Raw genomic sequence first — 18,929 nt, 5'->3', positions numbered from 1 at the left:
GTGGGTCAGCCAGAACTGACTGATCCAAGGCTATTGCGAGCAAGCTCGCTTGCACATGGGACCACGGTGAGTGAGTTGGACTGGGTAGCACAGGCGAAAATCGATGATCAAAGCAAACACAGGCAAGCCACTGGAAGCATCGCGCAGTCGTTCGCAGATCATCGTGCTGTTCGTCGCGCTGATCGTCTTCATCATGCTGCTGTTCGCCAATTTCGCCTACCTCAACACCCAGTCCACCTACGACAAGCAGTACATCGGTCATGCGGGAGAGTTGCGGGTGCTGTCCCAGCGCATCGCCAAGAACGCCACCGAGGCCGCCGCCGGCAAGGCTGCGGCGTTCAAGTTGCTGAGCGATGCACGCAATGATTTCGCCCAGCGCTGGGGCTATCTCAAGCAAGGTGACCCGGTGACGGGCCTGCCTCCGGCACCTACCACCCTGCGCCCCCAGATGCGCGCCGTGCAGCTGGATTGGGAGCGCCTGCTCAAGAACACCGACGCCATCCTGTCCAGTGAACAGACGGTGCTGTCGCTGCACCAGGTGGCGGCGACCCTGGCTGAAACCGTGCCGCAACTGCAGGTCGAATACGAAAAGGTCGTCGAGATCCTGTTGCAGCGCGGCGCGCCAGCGTCCCAGGTGGCCATGGCCCAGCGTCAGTCGTTGTTGGCCGAGCGCATTCTCGGTGCGGTGAACACGGTGCTGGCGGGCGACGAAAACGCCAGCCAGGCCGCCGACACGTTCGGCCGCGATGCCGCGCGTTTCGGCCAGGTGCTCAACGGCATGCTGCAAGGCGACGCGGCCTTGAAGATTTCCCAGGTCCAGGATCGCGACGCCCGGGCCCGCCTCAGTGAAATCAGCGAGCTTTTCGAATTCGTCTCGGGCTCGGTGGACGAAATCCTCGAAACCTCGCCGGAGCTGTTCAAGGTTCGGGAGTCGGCGGGCAACATCTTCAACCTGTCGCAGACTCTGCTCGACGAAGCCTCGCACCTGACCACGGCTCTCGAGAACCTGGCCGGAGGCCGCTCGGTCCATGCCATCGGCGGTTATGTGCTGGGCCTGCTGGCGTTGGCCTCGATTATCCTGATCGGCCTGGTCATGGTCCGGGAAACCAATCGGCAGTTGCGCGAAACCGCGGAAAAGAACGAGCGCAACCAGAACGCGATCATGCGTCTGCTGGATGAAATCGCCGACCTGGCTGATGGCGACCTGACCGTCACGGCCTCGGTGACCGAGGATTTCACCGGCACCATCGCCGACTCCATCAATTATTCGGTGGACCAGTTGCGCGATCTGGTCGCCACCATCAACCTCACCGCCGGCCAGGTCGCCGCGGCGGTGCAGGAAACCCAGGCCACCGCCATGCACCTGGCCCAGGCTTCCGAGCACCAGGCCCAGCAAATCAGCGAAGCGTCGACTTCAATCAATGAAATGGCCCAGTCCATCGACCAGGTATCGGCCAACGCCGCCGAGTCGTCGGCGGTGGCCGAACGCTCGGTGGAAATCGCCAACAAGGGCAACGAGGTGGTGCACAACACCATTCATGGCATGGACAACATTCGCGAGCAGATCCAGGACACCGCCAAGCGCATCAAGCGCCTGGGCGAGTCTTCCCAGGAAATCGGCGACATTGTCAGCCTGATCGACGACATCGCCGACCAGACCAACATCCTGGCCCTCAATGCTGCGATCCAGGCGTCCATGGCCGGTGATGCCGGGCGTGGTTTCGCGGTGGTGGCCGATGAGGTGCAGCGGTTGGCGGAGCGTTCCTCGGCGGCGACCCGACAGATCGAAACGCTGGTGCGGGCGATCCAGGCCGACACCAACGAGGCGGTGATTTCCATGGAGCAGACCACCAGCGAAGTGGTGCGCGGTGCCCGCCTGGCCCAGGATGCCGGGGTGGCCCTGGAGGAAATCGAAGGGGTGTCCAAGACCCTCGCGGCGCTGATCCAGAGCATTTCCAACGCCGCGCGGCAACAGACCACCTCGGCGGGGCAGATTTCCCTGACCATGAACGTGATCCAGCAGATCACCACGCAGACTTCATCCGGCTCAACCGCCACGGCTGAGAGCATTGGCAACCTGGCGAAAATGGCCAGCCAGCTGCGCCGTTCGGTGTCGGGGTTTACCTTGCCGGCGGCACCTGTGGTTGAGGAGGACAAGGGGTGACTGAGCGCACTTTCCTGGCCGCAGAGATCTTCTGTGGCGAGGGGATTTATCCCCGTTGGGCTGCGCAGCAGCCCCAAAAAAGGTCATCCTGAAACACAGGTTGATATCGGTATCGTCAGGGGCCGCTTGGCGCCCCAACGGGGATGAGTCCCCTCGCCACAGGGTTGATTTGTACCCTTGGCCTGTCACGGGTTGATTTGGAGTGGTTATGGGTGATCGGCACGACTATGTGGCCCTGGAGTGGGTCAAGGGCGAGATTGCCGAAACGCTGAAGCAGGCCCACCTGGCCCTCAACCGCCTGGTGGAGGATCCGCAGGCGTCGGATGCCCTCGGCCAATGCCTGGCTTGTATTCATCAGGTCCACGGCGGCCTGCAGATGGTCGAGTTCTACGGCGCGGCGTTGCTGGCCGAAGAAATGGAGCAGCTGTGCGCCGCCTTGCGGGACAACCTCATCGCCCATCGTGACGAGGCCATCAGCCTGCTGAGCCAGGCCCTGGGACAACTGCCGATGTACCTGGACCGTGTCCAGGGCGCGCGCCGGGACTTGCCGCTGGTGGTGCTGCCGCTGATCAACGATCTGCGCAGCGCCCGGGGCGAGGGCCTGCTGTCGGAAACCAGCCTGTTCAGCCCGGAACTGCCAGAGATCGCCCCGCTCAGCGAAGCGGCCCTGAAGCGGCTCGAACCGCCGGAGTTGCCCAACACCCTGCGCAAGTTGCGCCAGACCCTGCAAATGGCCCTGGTGGGGCTGTTGCGCGAACAGGACGACGCCACGCACCTGGGTTACCTGACCAAAGTCTTCCACCGCCTCGAAGGGCTGTGCGCCGGGGCGCCGCTCAATGCGCTGTGGCAGGTGGCGTCGGCGCTGGTCGAAGGCATGCGCGATGGACGCATCGCCAACAGCCCGGCCCTGCGCAGCCTGTTCAAGGAAGCCGACAAGGAGCTCAAGCGTCTGCTGGAACAGGGCATGCCGGGGATCAATCAACCGGCACCGCCTCATTTGCTCAAGAGCTTGTTGTTCTATATTGCCAAGGCCGAACATCCCAGCGGGCAGATGCAGATCATGAAAGAACGCTACTCACTGGACGACGCGCTACCTGACAGCGCCATGGTCGACGAAGAACGCGCGCGCCTGGCCGGGCCCGACCGCGATGCCATGCGCTCGGTGCTCACCGCGCTTTGCGAAGAGCTGGTGCGGGTCAAGGAGCGGCTCGACCTGTTCGTACGCAGCGATCGCCAGCACGCCTCGGAGCTGGACAGCCTGCTGGCCCCCCTGCGACAGATCGCCGACACCCTGGCGGTGCTGGGTTTCGGTCAGCCGCGCAAGGTCATCATCGATCAACTGGCGGTGGTGCTGAGCCTCGCCCAGGGGCAGCGCGAGCCGGACGACGCGACCCTGATGGATGTGGCCGGTGCCTTGCTCTATGTCGAAGCCACCCTGGCCGGCATGGTCGGCACCGTCGAGCCCGAGAGTCCGGAAGACAACCACCTGCCCACCACCGACCTGACCCAGATCCACCAGATCGTCATCAAGGAAGCCCACACCTGCCTGCAACAGGCCAAGGACATGATCGTCGACTACATCGAGGCCGACTGGAACAGCGAGCAACTGCAGGCCTTGCCCGCCTTGCTGACCCAGGTGCGCGGCGCGCTGGCCATGATCCCCCTGGGGCGCGCCGCCGGCCTGGTGGAGGCCTGCAATGGCTTTATCCGCGACCATCTGCTGCTGGAACGGGCCCAGCCGGGCTGGGAGGAACTCGACCATCTGGCGGATGTGATCAGTGGCCTCGAATATTATCTGGAGCGCTTGAGCGAGGACCCGCAGAACCCCGGTGAGTCGCTGCTCGATGAGGTGGAGCGAAGCCTGGCGGCCCTCGGTTATTTCCCCGACGAAGCGCGGGTGCCATTGCTTGACGATGTGCTGAGCCCCAACGAGGCGCAGCTCATGCAGGACTTGCAGGAGCTGGATGACCCGCAGACCGTGCAGTCCCTGGCCGAAGTGCTGGCCAGCCCGGTCTCGGCGGTCAATCCCCCGGCACGCAGTACGCCGGGCAGCCTGCTGCCACCGCCGATGGACGAACATCCGGTGGACGACGAATTGCGCGAAGTCTTCCTTGAAGAAGCCGAGGAAGTGCTGGATGTGCTGCGCGAATATCTGCCCCGCTGGACGGCCCGTCCCGACGATCATGGCGCCCTGGGCGAACTGCGCCGGGCCTTCCATACCCTCAAGGGCAGTGGTCGCATGGTGCGGGCGCTGGTGCTGGGGGAGTTGGCCTGGGCGGTGGAAAACCTGCTCAATCGCGTTCTGGAGCGCAGCGTCGAACCGGGAGCATCGGTGCAGCAGTTGATCGACGACACGGTGCGACTGCTTCCCGCCCTGGTGGCCGAATTCGCCGCCCATCGCCAGCGCCAGCGCGACGATGTTGACCGTCTGGCTGCCCGCGCCCATGCCCTTGCCAGGGGCAGCGACGAAGAGGATGAAGACGAGCGGGACGTGACCGCCCTCGACCCTTTGCTGCTGAAAATCTTCGACAACGAAGCCCAAGGCCATCTCGCCAGCCTGCAGCGTTTCCTCGACCAGGCCGCCGAGCATTTGCCGTTGCAGGCCGGCGACGAATTGCAGCGGGCCCTGCACACCCTCAAGGGCAGTGCGTTCATGGCTGGCGTGTTGCCCATCGCCGAACTGGCCGGGGCGATGGACCAGCTCGCCCGGGAATATCGGGCGCACCTGATTGCCCTCGACCTGGATGAGGTGGAATGCCTGCTGGAGGCCGAGGGGCTGCTGCGCGTGGGGCTGCGCCAGTTGCAGAGCGACCCGCTGGAGCCGATACCCGGCGCCGAGGACCTGATCCAGCGCACCCAGGCCCTGTTGGCCGAGCGCCTGCAAGCGGCCCTCGACGCACCGGACAAAGGCCTGCGGCCCAAGCGGGATCCGCAACTGATCAACGATTTCCTCGCCCAGGGCATGGACATCCTGCTGGATGCCGAGAGCCTGTTGCAGCGTTGGCAGGAACACCCCGGCCAAGGCCAGGAACTGAGCGCGCTGCTGGATGAGTTGACCACCCTCGGTGAAGGTGCGCACCTGGCTGAGCTGCATTCGATGGATGAGCTGTGCGAAGCCTTGCTCGACCTCTACGGGGCAGTGGAGGAAAGCAGCCTGGCGGTCAGCGATGAGTTTTTCCAGGAAGCTCAACGGGCTCATGAGGCATTGATCGACATGCTCGACGAGTTGGCCGCCGGGCAGCACGTCCACCCGCAACCCGAGCGGGTGCAGGCCCTGCGTCGCTTGCTCGAAGCCGGCCTCGACCCGTCGGCCACGGGCCTGATCCGCAGCGATGGCAGCCGGACCCTGAGCATCCGCGAACTGGGCGATGCGACGGCCGCCCTGGAGCGCGATGACGCGGCCATGGACGACGACATCACCTCGATCTTCCTCGAAGAGGCCCAGGACATCCTGGAAAGTGCCGCCCAGGCCCTGCAACGCTGGCTGTCCGACCCGGACAACGGCGCGCCACTGTCCTCGCTGCAACGGGACCTGCACACCCTCAAGGGCGGCGCCCGGATGGCCGATGTCCGGCCGGTGAGCGACCTGGCCCAGGAGCTGGAAAACCTTTACGAAGGGTTGGTGGACCGCCGCTACAGCTACAGTGAAGAGCTGGCGCAACTGCTCAACAGCAGCCATGAGCGCCTCGAGTTGCTGCTCGGGCAATTGCAGCAGGGCCAGGCGCTGGGCGACCCCGTTTCGTTGATCGATGCCATCCGCAGGTTCCGCCAGGACAAGCCGAACGCCATCGAGTCGGGCGCAGCGATCCAGGGCGACGGCGCCCCTCATGATCCCGAATTGCTGGAGATCTTCCTCGAGGAGGGCTTCGATATCCTCGACAGCTCCGGCGCGGCGTTGCTGCGCTGGCAGGCCGAGCCGTCGAACCGCCAGGCCGTGGAAACCCTGCTGCGCGACCTGCATACCCTCAAGGGTGGGGCGCGGATGGTGGAAATCGGTCCTATCGGCGATCTGGCGCACGAGCTGGAAAATCTCTATGAAGGCCTCTCGGCGGGCCTGCTGCAACCGACCCCGACGCTGTTCACACTGCTGCAAAGCAGCCATGACCGGCTGGCGCACATGCTCGACGCGGTGCGTGCCGGCCAGCCCTGCCCGCCGGCGGACCGGCTGATCGCACAGATCCAGGCGGTCAACCAGCCCCAGGAAAGCCCCGCGCCCGAAGCCACCGTCGCGCCGGTTCCTGCCCCGGTCCCGGTGCCAGCCAAGCCTGAGCCGGCTGCATCGGGCGAAGGTGCGGACATGGTCAAGGTCTCCGCCGAGCTGCTGGATGACCTGGTGAACCTGGCGGGGGAGGCGTCGATCTTCCGTGGCCGTATCGAACAGCAAGTCAATGACGCCCGCGTGGCCCTGGGCGAGATGGAAACCACCCTGGAGCGCATGCGCGACCAACTGCGGCGACTCGACACCGAAACCCAGGGGCGAATTCTCAGCCGCCAGCAGGTGGAAGCCGAGCGGCTGGGCTATGAGGAGTTCGATCCGTTGGAAATGGACCGTCACTCCCAGCTGCAGCAGCTGTCCCGGGCGCTGTTCGAATCCACCTCGGACTTGCTCGACCTCAAGGAAACCCTCGACCGCAGCAATCACGACGCCGAGAACCTGCTGCAGCAGCAGGGACGGATCAACACCCGGCTCCAGGAAGGTCTGATGCGCACGCGCATGGTGCCGTTCGAGCGCATGCTGCCGCGCCTCAAGCGCATCGTCCGGCAAGTGGCCCAGGAGCTGGGCAAGGACGTGGAGTTCGTGGTCGATAACGCCGAAGGCGAGATGGATCGCAATGTGCTGGAACGCATGGCTGCGCCGCTGGAGCATATGCTGCGCAACGCCGTCGACCACGGCCTGGAACCCGCCGATGTGCGCATCGCCGCAGGCAAGCCGGCGCGGGGACGCATCAGCCTCGACCTGTCCCGCGAGGGTGGCGACATCATATTCGACATCCGCGACGACGGTGCCGGCGTGCCCCTGGAAGCGGTGCGGCGCAAGGCGATCAAGCGTGGACTGCTGGCGCCGGACAGCGACATCAGCGACCGGGATGTCTTACAGTTCATTCTCCAGCCGGGGTTCTCCACGGCGGAAAAAATCACCCAGATCTCCGGGCGCGGCGTCGGCATGGACGTGGTCCACGAAGAAGTCCGGCAACTGGGTGGCAGCATGGTCATCGACTCCACGCCGGGGCAGGGCGTGCATTTCCGCATCCGCCTGCCCTTTACCGTGGCGGTCAACCGGGCGCTGATGGTGCAGTGTCACGAAGACCAGTACGCGATCCCGTTGAACACCATCGAAAGCATCGTTCGGGTGCTGCCGGCCGAGCTGGATGCCTATTATCAACTCGACCCGCCGGTGTACACCTACGCCGGCCAGCGACATGAACTGTGTTACCTGGGCGAACTGCTGAAGACCGGTCCCAGGCCGAAATTACTGGGGCAGAGCCAACCCTTGCCCCTGCTGTTGATGCAATGCAACGAGCGGCATGTGGCGGTGCAGGTGGACGCCACCCTCGGCACCCGGGAAATCGTGGTCAAGAGCCTCGGCCCGCAGTTCTCGGCGGTGCAGGGATTGTCCGGGGCGACGATCCTGGGGGACGGCCGCGTTGTGCTGATCCTGGACCTGCTGGCGCCGATCCGCGCCTTGTCCCATCAGGTGGCGCGTCGCCCGGTACCTGAAGCCGAGGGCGAGCATCAGCGGCCGTTACTGGTGCTGGTGGTGGACGACTCGGTGACGGTCCGCAAGGTCACCAGCCGCCTGCTGGAGCGCCATGGCATGCACGTCCTGACCGCCAAGGACGGGGTGGATGCCATGGCGCTGTTGGCCGAGCATTCGCCGGACCTGATGCTGCTGGACATCGAGATGCCACGCATGGACGGCTTTGAAGTCGCTGCCCAGGTGCGCAACGACCCTCGCCTGGCACACCTGCCCATCATCATGATCACTTCCCGCACCGGCCAGAAACACCGCGATCGCGCCATGGCCCTCGGCGTCAACGATTACCTGGGCAAGCCGTACCAGGAGTCGGTCCTGCTGGACAGCATCGCGCATTGGAGCAAAACCCATGCATGAGCACCTGACCCGCTACCTCACCGGGTTGCTGCTGCCCCTGGCCGACCGTCACCTGATCCTGCCCAACGTGGCCGTGGCCGAGCTGATCGACTACCAGAGCAGCGCCTTCGATATGGATACCCCGCCGTGGTTCCTGGGCTGGGTGAGCTGGCGCGAACGGCAGATCCCGCTACTGAGCTTCGAATCGGCCTGCGGCCAGAAAACCGTGGTCGGCGAGCGCGCGCGCATCGTCGTCCTCAACGCCCTGGGCGGACGGCCGGAGTTGAGGTTCATTGCGCTGTTGGTGCAGGGCATCCCGCGCTCCTACAAGCTCGACAGCCAGCTGAGCTATGTCGACGTGCCGCTGTGCGGTTTGGAGCAGGCGGCGGTGCAAGTGGGCGAACATGTGGCGAAGGTGCCGGATTTGTTGGCGTTGGAGGAGTTGGTGGTGGCTGCGGGATTGGTTCGGCAGCACAAATTCTGAGACATACGAAGTTCCAATGTAGGGTGAGCTTGCCCGTGGGGTGGCCTGATAGCCGTTGACCGGGTGCATATCCATTTCTGCGGTAACGGCCACTTAGGGTTCCGCCCTTACGGCGTCTCACTTTTGAGAAGCGCAAAAGTAAGCAAAACGCTTTATGCCCCACCACTCGGTGCCTCGCTAGGGTTCGGCATGCCCTCACTCCGGCATTGCTCCGTGGGCCCGCCGCGAAGGGCCATCCATGGCCCGGCGCGGCTATCCCGGCATCCATGCCGGGATGCCCACTACGCAATACCTGCGTTCGGCCATCGTGGTTAACGGGGCGCCGAGATCAACGTCCGGCGCGAGGCGGCCTTATAGCCGGCCTGGCTCTTGCGGGCGGTGTTTACCAATCAGACCTGTTTGGGCTGGATCTGTGGGAGCAAAGCTTGCTCGCGAGGCGGCCTTATAGCCGACCTGTTTCGCACGGGTGTACTCAATTCCAATGTGGGAGCAGGCTTGCCCGCGAAGGCGGCGGCACATTCTGCATTGATGCAAGCAGAGCCACCGCCATCGCGAGCAAGCTCGCTCCCACAAGATTGGCGGTGGACACTGATCTTATAAACGACCAAAAAACTGTGTGGGAGCGAGCTTGCTCGCGATGGCGGCCTGACAGCCGACCAAGGTTGTGGGAATGGTCGGACAAACTTTCTGACTCAAGCAGATTTTTCCGACGAGCTCTGGCGGTTGCCGGGTGGGAAGGGCTGTCGCTAACCTTTTCCTGTCGCTGCAAATTCAGCGATCGGGCTTGGAAACCCGAAGTAGACGGCGCAAAAGCGCCCTTCATAACGTATGCTGACGGTCGTTTTTTGACCTTGCTTTCGTTATGGCGGCTGTGCGCGGGAGACCTTCGGGTCTGCCGGGCTCGTTTACCCCGGTTTTCCAACCTGCGTACGGCTGCCACCCATTCGCTTGGAAACGAACGTGGCAGCTCCAACCAGTAAACGGAGTGTCACCCTATGTTCAAGGTCACCCCAATCCCCCCGAAACCGACCCCTCATCAGCCCATGCCGGCCTTGATCCGCAAAAGCTTGATGAAGCCGCCGAACGTGCCCTGAGCTTCTATCTCGACCCCAAACCTCAAACCAAAAAGAAACAACCTCCTGGTCAACTGTTCACTGTCGTGGATGACCTCGACAGCGAATGCCTCCTGGCCAACCTCAGCGAAACCCTCGCCTCCGCCAATGTCATGCTCAACGAGCTGGCTTTCGACCTTGAGGGTTCGCCCCGGCATTTTGCCCTGGGCATCCAGCAGATGATCGAACTCAGTCAGTTGCTGGCCAACCGGGCGCTGGATAATGTCGACCCGCGCTAAAGTTGAACGCGTTCTTGTGGCGAGGGGATTTATCCCCGTTGGGCCGCGCAGCGGCCCCCAAGCCTGAGTTCTCGGAATGTCAGACTGCTCAGGTTACGGCTGCTGCGCAGCCCAGCGGGGACAAACCCCCTCGCGACAGAACTCGAACCAACCACATACCCCTGTCTCTCCCAAAAAGGCCGGGCGCTACGTTTAATGCCAATCCCAACTTGATAAGTCCCAAAAAGGGACCTATCGTTCCCTTTTTGGGACTTATAGCCTTTGCCATGAATCACCTCTCTCTAAGCGATGCGTTGTTCACGGCCACTCAGCAACGGGTCCTGGGCCTGTTGTTCGGTAAACCGGATCAAAGTTTCTATGCCAATGAAATTGCTCGTTGGGCTCAAGTCGGCAAGGGCAGTCTCATGCGGGAGCTGGAGCGTTTGCAAAACTCAGGGATTTTGCTGATGACTCGTCAGGGCAATCAAACCCATTACCAAGCCAATGTGCATTGCCCGATCTACGCGGAACTGTTGGGCATCGTTCAAAAAACCATGGGGATAGCCGAGCCGTTGCGCCAAGCCTTGGAGCCGTTTTCCAGGCAGTTGAGTTGGGCGTTCGTCTACGGCTCCATCGCCAAAGGTCAGGCGAACGCATCCAGTGACATAGATCTCATGCTGATCGGCGAAGGCCTGCACTACAGTGAAGTGATGGAGCGGCTTATGCCCCTGGAGGAGCAACTGGGCCGTCCTCTTAACCCTACGCTCTACTCGCCCCAGGACTGGGCTGCAAAATTTGCGGCGGGTAACAGCTTCGTGGTGCGGGTAGCGCGGCAGGACAAGATCAACTTGCTGGGTGAAGACCCTTTGGAGTCCAAGGATGGGCAAGCAGGAAAGCCTGGAAAATCTGTTACGTAGCGGCAGCCTCAAAGCAGAACCGCCGGATCGCCAGGAATGCGAGGGCTTGATGCGCTCTGCAATGGACCGCCTGACAGATGCGCAAACAGTGTCTCTTTCGTTTGCCAGTCGATTCGACCTGGCGTACAACGCCGCCCATGCCGCCGCCCTCACGGCGCTACGTTTGAGCGGCTATCGTTCGGACAAACGTTATCTGGTCTTTCAGTGTCTGGTTCATACGGCGGATGTCACCAAAGTACAGGTCCGGCTATTGGCCCTGTGCCACGAGCGACGCAACCTTGCCGAGTACGAAGGCTATATGGATGAAGATGATGCGCTTCTTACCCAACTGATTGAGAGTGCGGTAGAACTGCTCGAACGGGTCCGGCAATTGATGAGTATGAGTTGACTCATGGTGGTCGCCGCAAACTTCCAATCCATTCCCCTGTGGGAGCGAGCTTGCTCGCGATAGCGGCAGAACCGTCAGCAGTGATATTGCCTGCACACCGCCATCGCGAGCTCGCTTCAACAGGGGGTGGACAGCTTGACACATCGCCCGGCTGAGCGGGGCGGCAGGAGCCAAAGCCGGTCGGGTGATGTATTGCGAGCCTGCTATTGCGCTTCCGCAGATTAGGCCACCATCTTGACCCTGATGTTATCGATTTCAAATTCGTAGAGCGTTCCGGCATGCTCCTTACCGACACGCAGGCCTAGCAGCATCTCTCGATTGTTAGGTGTGAAGGGAAAAGCAAACGTTTCTGAATCCTGCCACTCTTCGCCAGGTGTGCCAGGATGTACCAACGTGCCAGCCCAAATCTGATGCTTATCGTTGGTCATCGCAATCTGAATATAGTGAGGCACCTCCTGTTTGAAGCGATAACGGTAAGTCACTAGAAACATATTCCCCATCAACCTAGGATCGATATTAAAGATCTTGCGCAGACTTGGTTTGAACGTAAAAAGTTCACGCCCCTCGATTTTTCCAGACCAGAAACTGTTCTTGCCTTCAGTCACAATTCTTGCGTCGACTGCCCCATCTCCATCAACCCACTTGTTCCTGTCTTCCCTATCGAATGTGGTGAGATCTTCGTATTCCATAAACGCCTCCAAAATATCGGGTGAGGTTACAGGTGCATCGGCCTTGTTCCTGAAAGGCTGCACAGCCTATTCAGCCCTGCAAACGGCAAATCAGCTACTGTCAGGACTGACAGGTCTGATCGGTTATTCGACCGACGGTTTTGCATTGGATGGGGCTGTTTCAAGGTCGCATCGCACCCAATGGAGCAGTGCGACATTTCGTGTCCGCTAGCTCACTGTTGACTGATCCACCGCCATCGCGAGCAAGCTCGCTCCCACAGGGGACTGGACCCGTTTTCCCCATCGTTACTCCAACCGTAACGATCCACCGCTGAGCTTGATTGATGCATCTGCCACGACGCTCCTAATGTGACCCCCACGACAGCGAACCCGTGGAGTGGTCATGACAACAACAATATCCCCCGACTCGCGCTGGACGCGGCGGCGCGGCGAAAAGCAGCGGCGTCTCGAGCTGGTGAAGGGGCTTGCCGACGGTGTGGTGTTGCCCACCGACAAAATCGTCGCGGCGCTGGAGGCGTTGATCCTGCCGGGCGATCGCGTGGTACTGGAGGGCAATAACCAGAAGCAGGCGGACTTTCTGTCGCGCTCTCTGGCCAGAGTCGATCCGGCGAAGCTGCACGACCTGCACATGATCATGCCCAGCGTCGGCCGTTCCGAGCACCTCGATCTGTTCGAACGAGGTATCGCCCGAAAGCTGGATTTCTCCTTCGCCGGCACCCAGAGCCTGCGCATCAGCCAGTTGCTGGAAGACGGCCTGCTGGAAATCGGCGCCATCCACACCTACATCGAGCTGTATGCGCGACTGGTGGTGGACCTGATCCCCAACGTGGTGCTCTCGGCCGGTTTCATGGCTGACCGCGCCGGCAATATCTACACCGGCCCCAGCACCGAAGACACCCCGGCATTGATCGAGCCGGCGGCCTTCAGCGACGGCATTGTCATTGTCCAGGTCAACCAGTTGGTGGACGACGTCAGCGACCTGCCGCGAGTCGATATCCCGGCGTCCTGGGTCGATTTTGTGGTGGTGGCCGACAAGCCGTTCTACATCGAGCCGCTGTTCACCCGCGACCCACGGCACATCAAGCCTGTTCATGTGTTGATGGCGATGATGGCGATCCGTGGCATCTATGAAAAACACAACGTCCAGTCCCTCAACCACGGCATCGGTTTCAACACCGCCGCCATCGAACTGATCCTGCCGACCTACGGCGAGTCCCTCGGCCTGAAGGGCAAGATCTGCCGTAACTGGACCCTCAATCCTCACCCCACCCTGATTCCGGCCATCGAAAGCGGTTGGGTCGAAAGCGTGCATTGCTTCGGCACCGAGCTGGGCATGGAAAACTATATCGCTGCGCGACCGGATGTGTTCTTCACCGGCCACGACGGCTCGCTGCGTTCCAACCGCATGGTCTGCCAACTGGCCGGGCAATACGCGGTGGACCTGTTCATCGGCGCGACGCTGCAAGTGGACGGCGACGGCCATTCCTCAACGGTGACCCGCGGCCGGTTGGCCGGGTTCGGTGGTGCGCCGAACATGGGCCATGATCCGCGTGGTCGCCGCCACGGCACGCCGGCCTGGCTCGATATGCGCCACGGCGATGGCGAGGCACCGTTGCTCGAACGCGGCAAGAAACTGGTGGTGCAGATGGTCGAGACGTTCCAGGAGGGCGGCAAGCCGACCTTCGTCGAGACCCTGGACGCGGTGGACGTGGCGAAGAAAGCCGGCATGCCTCTGGCGCCGATCATGATCTATGGCGATGACGTGACCCATCTGCTCACCGAAGAAGGCATCGCCTACCTGTACAAGGCTCGCTCCCTGCAAGAGCGTCAGGCGATGATCGCAGCCGTGGCCGGGGTCACCGCCATCGGCCTGCGCCACGACCCGAAAGACACCGCGCGCCTGCGTCGCGAAGGGTTGGTCGCCTTGCCCGAAGACCTCGGCATCCGTCGCACCGACGCCACCCGCGAGTTGCTCGCAGCCAAGAGCGTGGCCGACCTGGTGCAATGGTCCGGTGGCCTCTACAACCCGCCCGCCAAGTTCAGGAGCTGGTAAATGCACGCACTCGACTGGCAACCCAAGACACTTTCGCTACCTGAGCGTCTTGCCGATCTGGCGGTGGACGCGCTGATCGACGAGGCCGACCTGTCACCCAAGCCGGCCCTGGTGGATCGGCGCGGCAATGGCGCCCATACCGACCTGCACCTGGGGTTGATGCATGCTTCGGCGCTGTCGCTGTGGCCGTTCTTCAAGGAAATGGCCGAAGCCGCCATCGATTGCGGCGAGGTCGGCCTGACCCTGCGCGAAGCCCTCGGGCAGATCGGGCGGGACGGTGAAACGGCGATGCTCGCCACCACGGGCGGCGTGAACACCCATCGTGGCGCGATCTGGGCCTTGGGCCTGTTGGTCGCTGCGACGGCGCTGGAGCCCGGTTCCAATGGGCCGGGCGCAGTCACGCTCAGGGCCGCCCGCCTGGCCTTGCTCGACGATCGCTACGCGCCCAGGCCGTTGAGCCATGGTGCTCAAGTAGCCCAGCGCTACGGCGTGCGCGGGGCTCGGGAGGAGGCGCAACTGGCTTTCCCAGCCGTCACTGGCCTGGGCCTGCCGCAACTCAAGCGCAGTCGCGCAGCAGGAACCGGCGAGCAGAACGCCCGGCTCGATGCCTTGCTGGCGATCATGACCACCCTGGCCGACACCTGCGTGCTCTATCGCGCTGGCGAGTCGGGCCTGCGGGCCATGCAGCAGGGTGCCCGGGCGGTGCTCGATGCCGGGGGCAGCGCGAGCCTGGGTGGCCGTCGCCAGTTGCATCGGCTGGATCAACAATTGATTGCGTTGAATGCCTCGCCGGGGGGCGCAGCGGACCTGCTGGCCGCCTGCCTGTTCCTTGACCGCATCGAGCGCGGCGATGGCTTCTACCGGGGAGTGTGCTGATGGAAACCTTATCCTTTGAATTCCCCGCCGGGCAGCCGCCACGGGGCCGCGCGCTGGTGGGCTGTGTCGGTTCCGGCGACCTGGAGGTGCTGATCGAGCCCGGGATGGCGGGCAAGCTGACCATCCAGGTGCAGACCTCGGTCAACGGTAGCGGGCAACGCTGGCAGCACCTGTTCGCTCGCATGTTCGACGGCCAGATGCCGCCAGCGATGACAATCGACATCCATGACTTCGGCGCGACGCCTGGTGTGGTACGCCTGCGCCTGGAACAGGGCTTCGAGGAGATCGGCCATGAGTGACAGCGCAGCGTTGCTGAATAAACACAGTTTCGTCGAACTTGGTGCCCGGCAACGGGCCAAGGCCCTGCTCGATGACGGTACGTTCCGTGAACTGCTCGACCCGTTCCAGCGAATCATGTCGCCGTGGCTGCTGCGCCAGGATGTGGTGCCGCAAAGCGACGATGGCGTGGTGATCGCCAAGGGTTGCCTCGATGGCCTGCCGGTGGTGATCGCCGCCATCGAAGGCGCGTTCCAGGGCGGCAGCCTCGGCGAGGTCGGCGGGGCGAAAATCGCCGGTGCGCTGGAGCTGGCGGCCGAAGACAACCGCAAGGGCATCCCGACTCGCGCGGTGCTGCTGCTGGAAACCGGTGGCGTGCGTTTGCAGGAGGCCAACCTCGGGCTGGCTGCCATTGCCGAGATCCATTCGGCGATTGTCGACCTGCGCCAGTACCAGCCGGTGGTGGGTGTGGTGGCCGGCAGCGTCGGTTGTTTTGGCGGCATGTCCATCGCCGCCGGGTTGTGCAGCTACCTGCTGGTGACCCAGGAAGCGCGGCTGGGCCTCAATGGCCCGCAAGTGATCGAGCAGGAAGCGGGGATCGATGAATACGACTCTCGCGACCGGCCGTTCATCTGGAGCCTGACCGGCGGCGAACAGCGTTTCGCCACGGGCCTGGTAGACCGTTACGTGGCCGATGATGTGGCGCAGATTCGCCAGCAGGTCGGTCAGCTGCTGCACCTGGGAGTGCCCGCCGAATACCGCAGCGGCCAGGCCGAGCTGTTCCTGCAACGCCTGGCGCGGCTGGACACTGAAGTGCAAATCGAGCCGGCGGCGGTTCGTCAGCTGTATCAGGGAGAACGCCCATGAGTTCGTATTCATTGAGAGGCTTGCGCTGGTTCGAGGCCCTGAGTGGCGGTGCCGAGCCGCTACAAGGCCTGCCTGCTTCATTGAAAGTGGCCGATGTCAGGCTGGCTGGGCATGACGTTCGCCTGCTGGCGGTGGTGGCCGATCCCGACAGTCGCTTTCCCCGTGCTCGCAGCGGTGAAGTCGGTTTGCTGGAGGGCTGGGGGCTGGCCAAGGCAGTGGATGACGCCATCGCCGCGGACCGCGATGCGTCCGGCAAGCGTGCCTTGGTCGCCATTGTCGACGTGCCCAGCCAGGCCTATGGCCGGCGCGAAGAAGCCCTTGGCATTCATCAGGCCCTGGCGGGGGCGGCGGACAGCTATGCCCGTGCCCGGTTGGCCGGGCATCCGGTGATCGGCCTGCTGGTGGGCAAGGCAATGTCCGGAGCCTTCCTGGCCCACGGTTATCAGGCCAACCGGCTGATCGCCCTGCGCGATCCGGGGGTGATGGTCCATGCCATGGGCAAGGCATCCGCGGCGCGGGTGACGCTGCGCAGCGTCGAAGAGCTGGAAGCCCTGGCCGCCAGCGTGCCGCCTATGGCCTATGACATCGACAGCTACGCCAGCCTGGGGCTGTTGTGGGAAACCCTGGAAGTCGAGCGTATCGAACAGCCATCGGCGGCCGATCTGGCGCGGGTGAGCGATTGCCTGCAGCAGGCGATCAATGATCTTGCCGGTGCGCCTCGAGACTTGAGCAGCCGTCTGGGGGCGCCTCATCGGGCGGCCTCCAGTATGGTTCGCCAGTTGTTGAGAGCGCAGTGGTGAGCCACCTCATGGCCCACGACCTGCTCTGGGGGATGACCCCGCAGCGGTTGCCTGCGGATGCACCAGCCTGGGTTGTCGAGATCCTGGGCCTCGGGCAGCCGGTGGTGGTGCGCAGGGCGACGAGCGCTGCGGGATACGTCGCGGTAGGCGTGCGCGGGCAATCCCGGGAGCAACGTTATGCCACGACTATGCCGGTGGCGGCGATCCAACGCCGGGTGCGCCCCGAGGACCTGTGTCACATCGAAAGCCGTCGCGACCTGCCTGCCTTGCAGGCACTGTCCCGACTGCGTCCGTTGCTCGACGCCAGCGGTTGGACCTGGGGCATCGGTGGTAGCGCCGGGTTCGAGCTCGCCAGCGGCGTCGAGGCATTGCATGAGGGCAGCGACCTGGATTTGATCCTGCGCACACCAAGCCCCTTGGATCGCCTTCGGGCCAGGGAACTACTGGCGCAACTGGACGGCTCGGCATGCACCGTGGACATGCAATTGCAGACCCCCTGCGGTGCCGTCGCCTTGCGCGAGTGGGCGGGCGTGTCGCGCCGGGTCTTGCTCAAGGATGACGTTCAGGCACGGCTGGTGAGCGATCCCTGGCAGTCGACGCGGGAGCAGGTCGCATGAGCAGCCTGTTGGTGTTTCCCGGCCAAGGTGCGCAACGAGCCGGCATGCTCCACGGGCTGTCGCCGCAAGTCTTGGATGAGGCGAGTGATGCCCTCGGCGAAGACGTGTTGCAACTGGACAATGCCGAGGCGTTGCAATCGACCCGCGCCGTGCAACTGTGCCTGTTGATCGCCGGCGTGGCGGCTTCCCGGCGCTTGCTGGAGCAGGCGCCTGCGCCGGACTACGTGGCGGGGCTTTCCATCGGTGCCTATCCGGCGGCGGTGGTGGCCGGTGCGCTGGGGTTCGAGGATGCGTTGCGGCTGGTCAGCCTGCGCGGCGAGCTGATGCAACAGGCGTTTCCCCAAGGCTATGGCATGACCGCCATCATCGGCCTGGACCTCGCCGCGGTGGAGGCATTACTGGCAAGGGTACACAGCGAGCGGACACCGGTTTACCTGGGCAATATCAATGCCGACAACCAGGTGGTCATCGCCGGCAGCGACGAGGCCATGAGTATCGTTGCCCGGGAGGCGCGAAGCCAGGGAGCCGCCAAGGCATGTCGTCTGGCGGTAAGCGTGCCGTCCCACTGCCCGCTGTTGGAGGCGCCGGCCCGCGCCCTGGCCCAGGCCTTCGCCGACGTACCCTTGAAAGCGCCCAGCCTGGGTTATCTCAGCGGCAGTCGCGCCCGGCCGATGGCCAATATCGAGGCCTTGCGCGACGACCTGGCGTTCAACATGTGCCGCGTCGTCGATTGGCGCGGCACGGTGCAAAGCGCCTACGAGCGAGGCGTGCGGCTACAGATCGAACTGCCACCCGGCGCGGTGCTCACCGGCCTGGCGCGCCGGGTGTTCGAGCAGGGCACTGTCATTGCTTTCGACGGGGCTCGGCTCGATACCTTGCAGGCGCTACTGCGTGAGGAGGGCCGCCGCCGACCCTAGACACCGACTCAAGCTGGCGAAGCACAAAAACAACAACTTCGACGATGCACTTTGAGGATTACAACAATGATTATCTACGGTGTGGCATTTCTGGCTTTTTGTACCCTGGCGGGCATCTTCATTGGTGAGCTACTGGGTAAATTGATTGGTGTGCCGGCCAACGTCGGTGGCGTCGGCATTGCGATGCTGCTGTTGATCGGCCTGGGCAGTTACCTGAGCAAACACGGCTTTTTCAAAGGCAAGACCGAAGCCGGCGTCGAGTTCTGGAGTGCGGTCTACATTCCCATCGTGGTGGCCATGGCGGCCCAGCAGAATGTCTACGGAGCGCTCAAGGGGGGGGCGATGGCGGTACTGGCGGGCACCCTGGCCGTGGTGATCGGCTTCGCGATGGTGCCGGTGCTGGTGCGCATTGGCAACAAGGGGCCTGAAGCCAACGTTTCCGTCAAGACGCTCGGGTGAT

General features: G+C 63.4%; 15 protein-coding genes. 14 read left to right on the top strand and 1 reads right to left on the bottom strand.

The features are described from left to right. Positions 1-103 precede the first annotated feature (103 nt). The 6 genes from BLP99_RS04895 to BLP99_RS04865 all read left to right on the top strand — a co-directional run bounded on the left by BLP99_RS04895 (position 104) and on the right by BLP99_RS04865 (position 11,374). Positions 104-2,164: a methyl-accepting chemotaxis protein gene (locus tag BLP99_RS04895; protein ID WP_072390173.1), complete on the top strand. Its 2,061-nt coding sequence runs from the start codon at positions 104-106 to the stop codon at positions 2,162-2,164. A gap of 208 nt (positions 2,165-2,372) precedes the next feature. Continuing rightward, on the top strand, positions 2,373-8,276 hold the full coding sequence (locus tag BLP99_RS04890) for an Hpt domain-containing protein (RefSeq protein WP_092179862.1): 5,904 nt from the start codon (positions 2,373-2,375) through the stop codon (positions 8,274-8,276). Beyond that, a complete protein-coding gene (locus BLP99_RS04885) occupies positions 8,269-8,739 on the top strand; it encodes a chemotaxis protein CheW (RefSeq protein WP_092179860.1) in 471 nt (156 codons plus the stop codon). Before BLP99_RS04890 ends, BLP99_RS04885 begins: the two co-directional genes overlap by 8 nt. 985 nt (positions 8,740-9,724) lie before the next feature. After that, the gene (locus BLP99_RS04875) at positions 9,725-10,090 is read left to right on the top strand and encodes a DUF6124 family protein (protein ID WP_092179856.1); all 366 of its coding nucleotides are present in this window, start codon (positions 9,725-9,727) and stop codon (positions 10,088-10,090) included. Positions 10,091-10,356: 266 nt separating this feature from the next. Then, positions 10,357-10,986 carry a nucleotidyltransferase domain-containing protein gene (locus BLP99_RS04870; RefSeq protein ID WP_092179944.1) on the top strand — a complete coding sequence of 210 codons (630 nt, stop codon included), beginning with the start codon at positions 10,357-10,359 and terminating at the stop codon, positions 10,984-10,986. Beyond that, positions 10,949-11,374 (top strand): hypothetical protein, encoded by a 426-nt coding sequence (locus tag BLP99_RS04865; RefSeq protein ID WP_092179854.1) that lies wholly within the window; start codon positions 10,949-10,951, stop codon positions 11,372-11,374. Before BLP99_RS04870 ends, BLP99_RS04865 begins: the two co-directional genes overlap by 38 nt. Before the next feature lie 221 nt (positions 11,375-11,595). Here BLP99_RS04865 and BLP99_RS04860 read toward each other — a convergent pair whose 3' ends face one another. After that, the gene (locus BLP99_RS04860) at positions 11,596-12,063 is read right to left on the bottom strand and encodes a hypothetical protein (RefSeq protein ID WP_092179852.1); all 468 of its coding nucleotides are present in this window, start codon (positions 12,061-12,063) and stop codon (positions 11,596-11,598) included. A gap of 382 nt (positions 12,064-12,445) precedes the next feature. Between BLP99_RS04860 and mdcA the strand changes: the two genes are divergently transcribed. From mdcA to madL, 8 genes are all read left to right on the top strand, one after another. Beyond that, a complete protein-coding gene (gene mdcA / locus BLP99_RS04855) occupies positions 12,446-14,116 on the top strand; it encodes a malonate decarboxylase subunit alpha (protein WP_072390160.1) in 1,671 nt (556 codons plus the stop codon). Continuing rightward, positions 14,117-14,992 (top strand): triphosphoribosyl-dephospho-CoA synthase, encoded by an 876-nt coding sequence (locus BLP99_RS04850; RefSeq protein ID WP_092179850.1) that lies wholly within the window; start codon positions 14,117-14,119, stop codon positions 14,990-14,992. Beyond that, on the top strand, positions 14,992-15,291 hold the full coding sequence (locus BLP99_RS04845; protein WP_072390154.1) for a malonate decarboxylase subunit delta: 300 nt from the start codon (positions 14,992-14,994) through the stop codon (positions 15,289-15,291). Before BLP99_RS04850 ends, BLP99_RS04845 begins: the two co-directional genes overlap by 1 nt. Further along, a complete protein-coding gene (locus BLP99_RS04840; RefSeq protein WP_092179848.1) occupies positions 15,284-16,135 on the top strand; it encodes a biotin-independent malonate decarboxylase subunit beta in 852 nt (283 codons plus the stop codon). Before BLP99_RS04845 ends, BLP99_RS04840 begins: the two co-directional genes overlap by 8 nt. Next, entirely contained in the window at positions 16,132-16,935 is an 804-nt protein-coding gene (gene mdcE / locus BLP99_RS04835; RefSeq protein WP_072390148.1) for a biotin-independent malonate decarboxylase subunit gamma, read from the top strand. Before BLP99_RS04840 ends, mdcE begins: the two co-directional genes overlap by 4 nt. Beyond that, positions 16,929-17,552: a malonate decarboxylase holo-ACP synthase gene (locus tag BLP99_RS04830; RefSeq protein ID WP_256327608.1), complete on the top strand. Its 624-nt coding sequence runs from the start codon at positions 16,929-16,931 to the stop codon at positions 17,550-17,552. Before mdcE ends, BLP99_RS04830 begins: the two co-directional genes overlap by 7 nt. Next, positions 17,549-18,469 carry a malonate decarboxylase subunit epsilon gene (gene mdcH / locus BLP99_RS04825; protein ID WP_092179846.1) on the top strand — a complete coding sequence of 307 codons (921 nt, stop codon included), beginning with the start codon at positions 17,549-17,551 and terminating at the stop codon, positions 18,467-18,469. Before BLP99_RS04830 ends, mdcH begins: the two co-directional genes overlap by 4 nt. Before the next feature lie 66 nt (positions 18,470-18,535). After that, positions 18,536-18,928 (top strand): malonate transporter subunit MadL, encoded by a 393-nt coding sequence (gene madL / locus BLP99_RS04820; RefSeq protein ID WP_072390138.1) that lies wholly within the window; start codon positions 18,536-18,538, stop codon positions 18,926-18,928. The last annotated feature ends 1 nt before the right edge of the window (position 18,929 follow it).

Source organism: Pseudomonas sp. NFACC32-1 (assembly GCF_900101215.1).
GTDB lineage: Bacteria > Pseudomonadota > Gammaproteobacteria > Pseudomonadales > Pseudomonadaceae > Aquipseudomonas.
The sequence above is the reverse complement of the archived record's forward strand: the minus strand, read 5'-3'. Positions and strand labels throughout refer to the sequence as shown.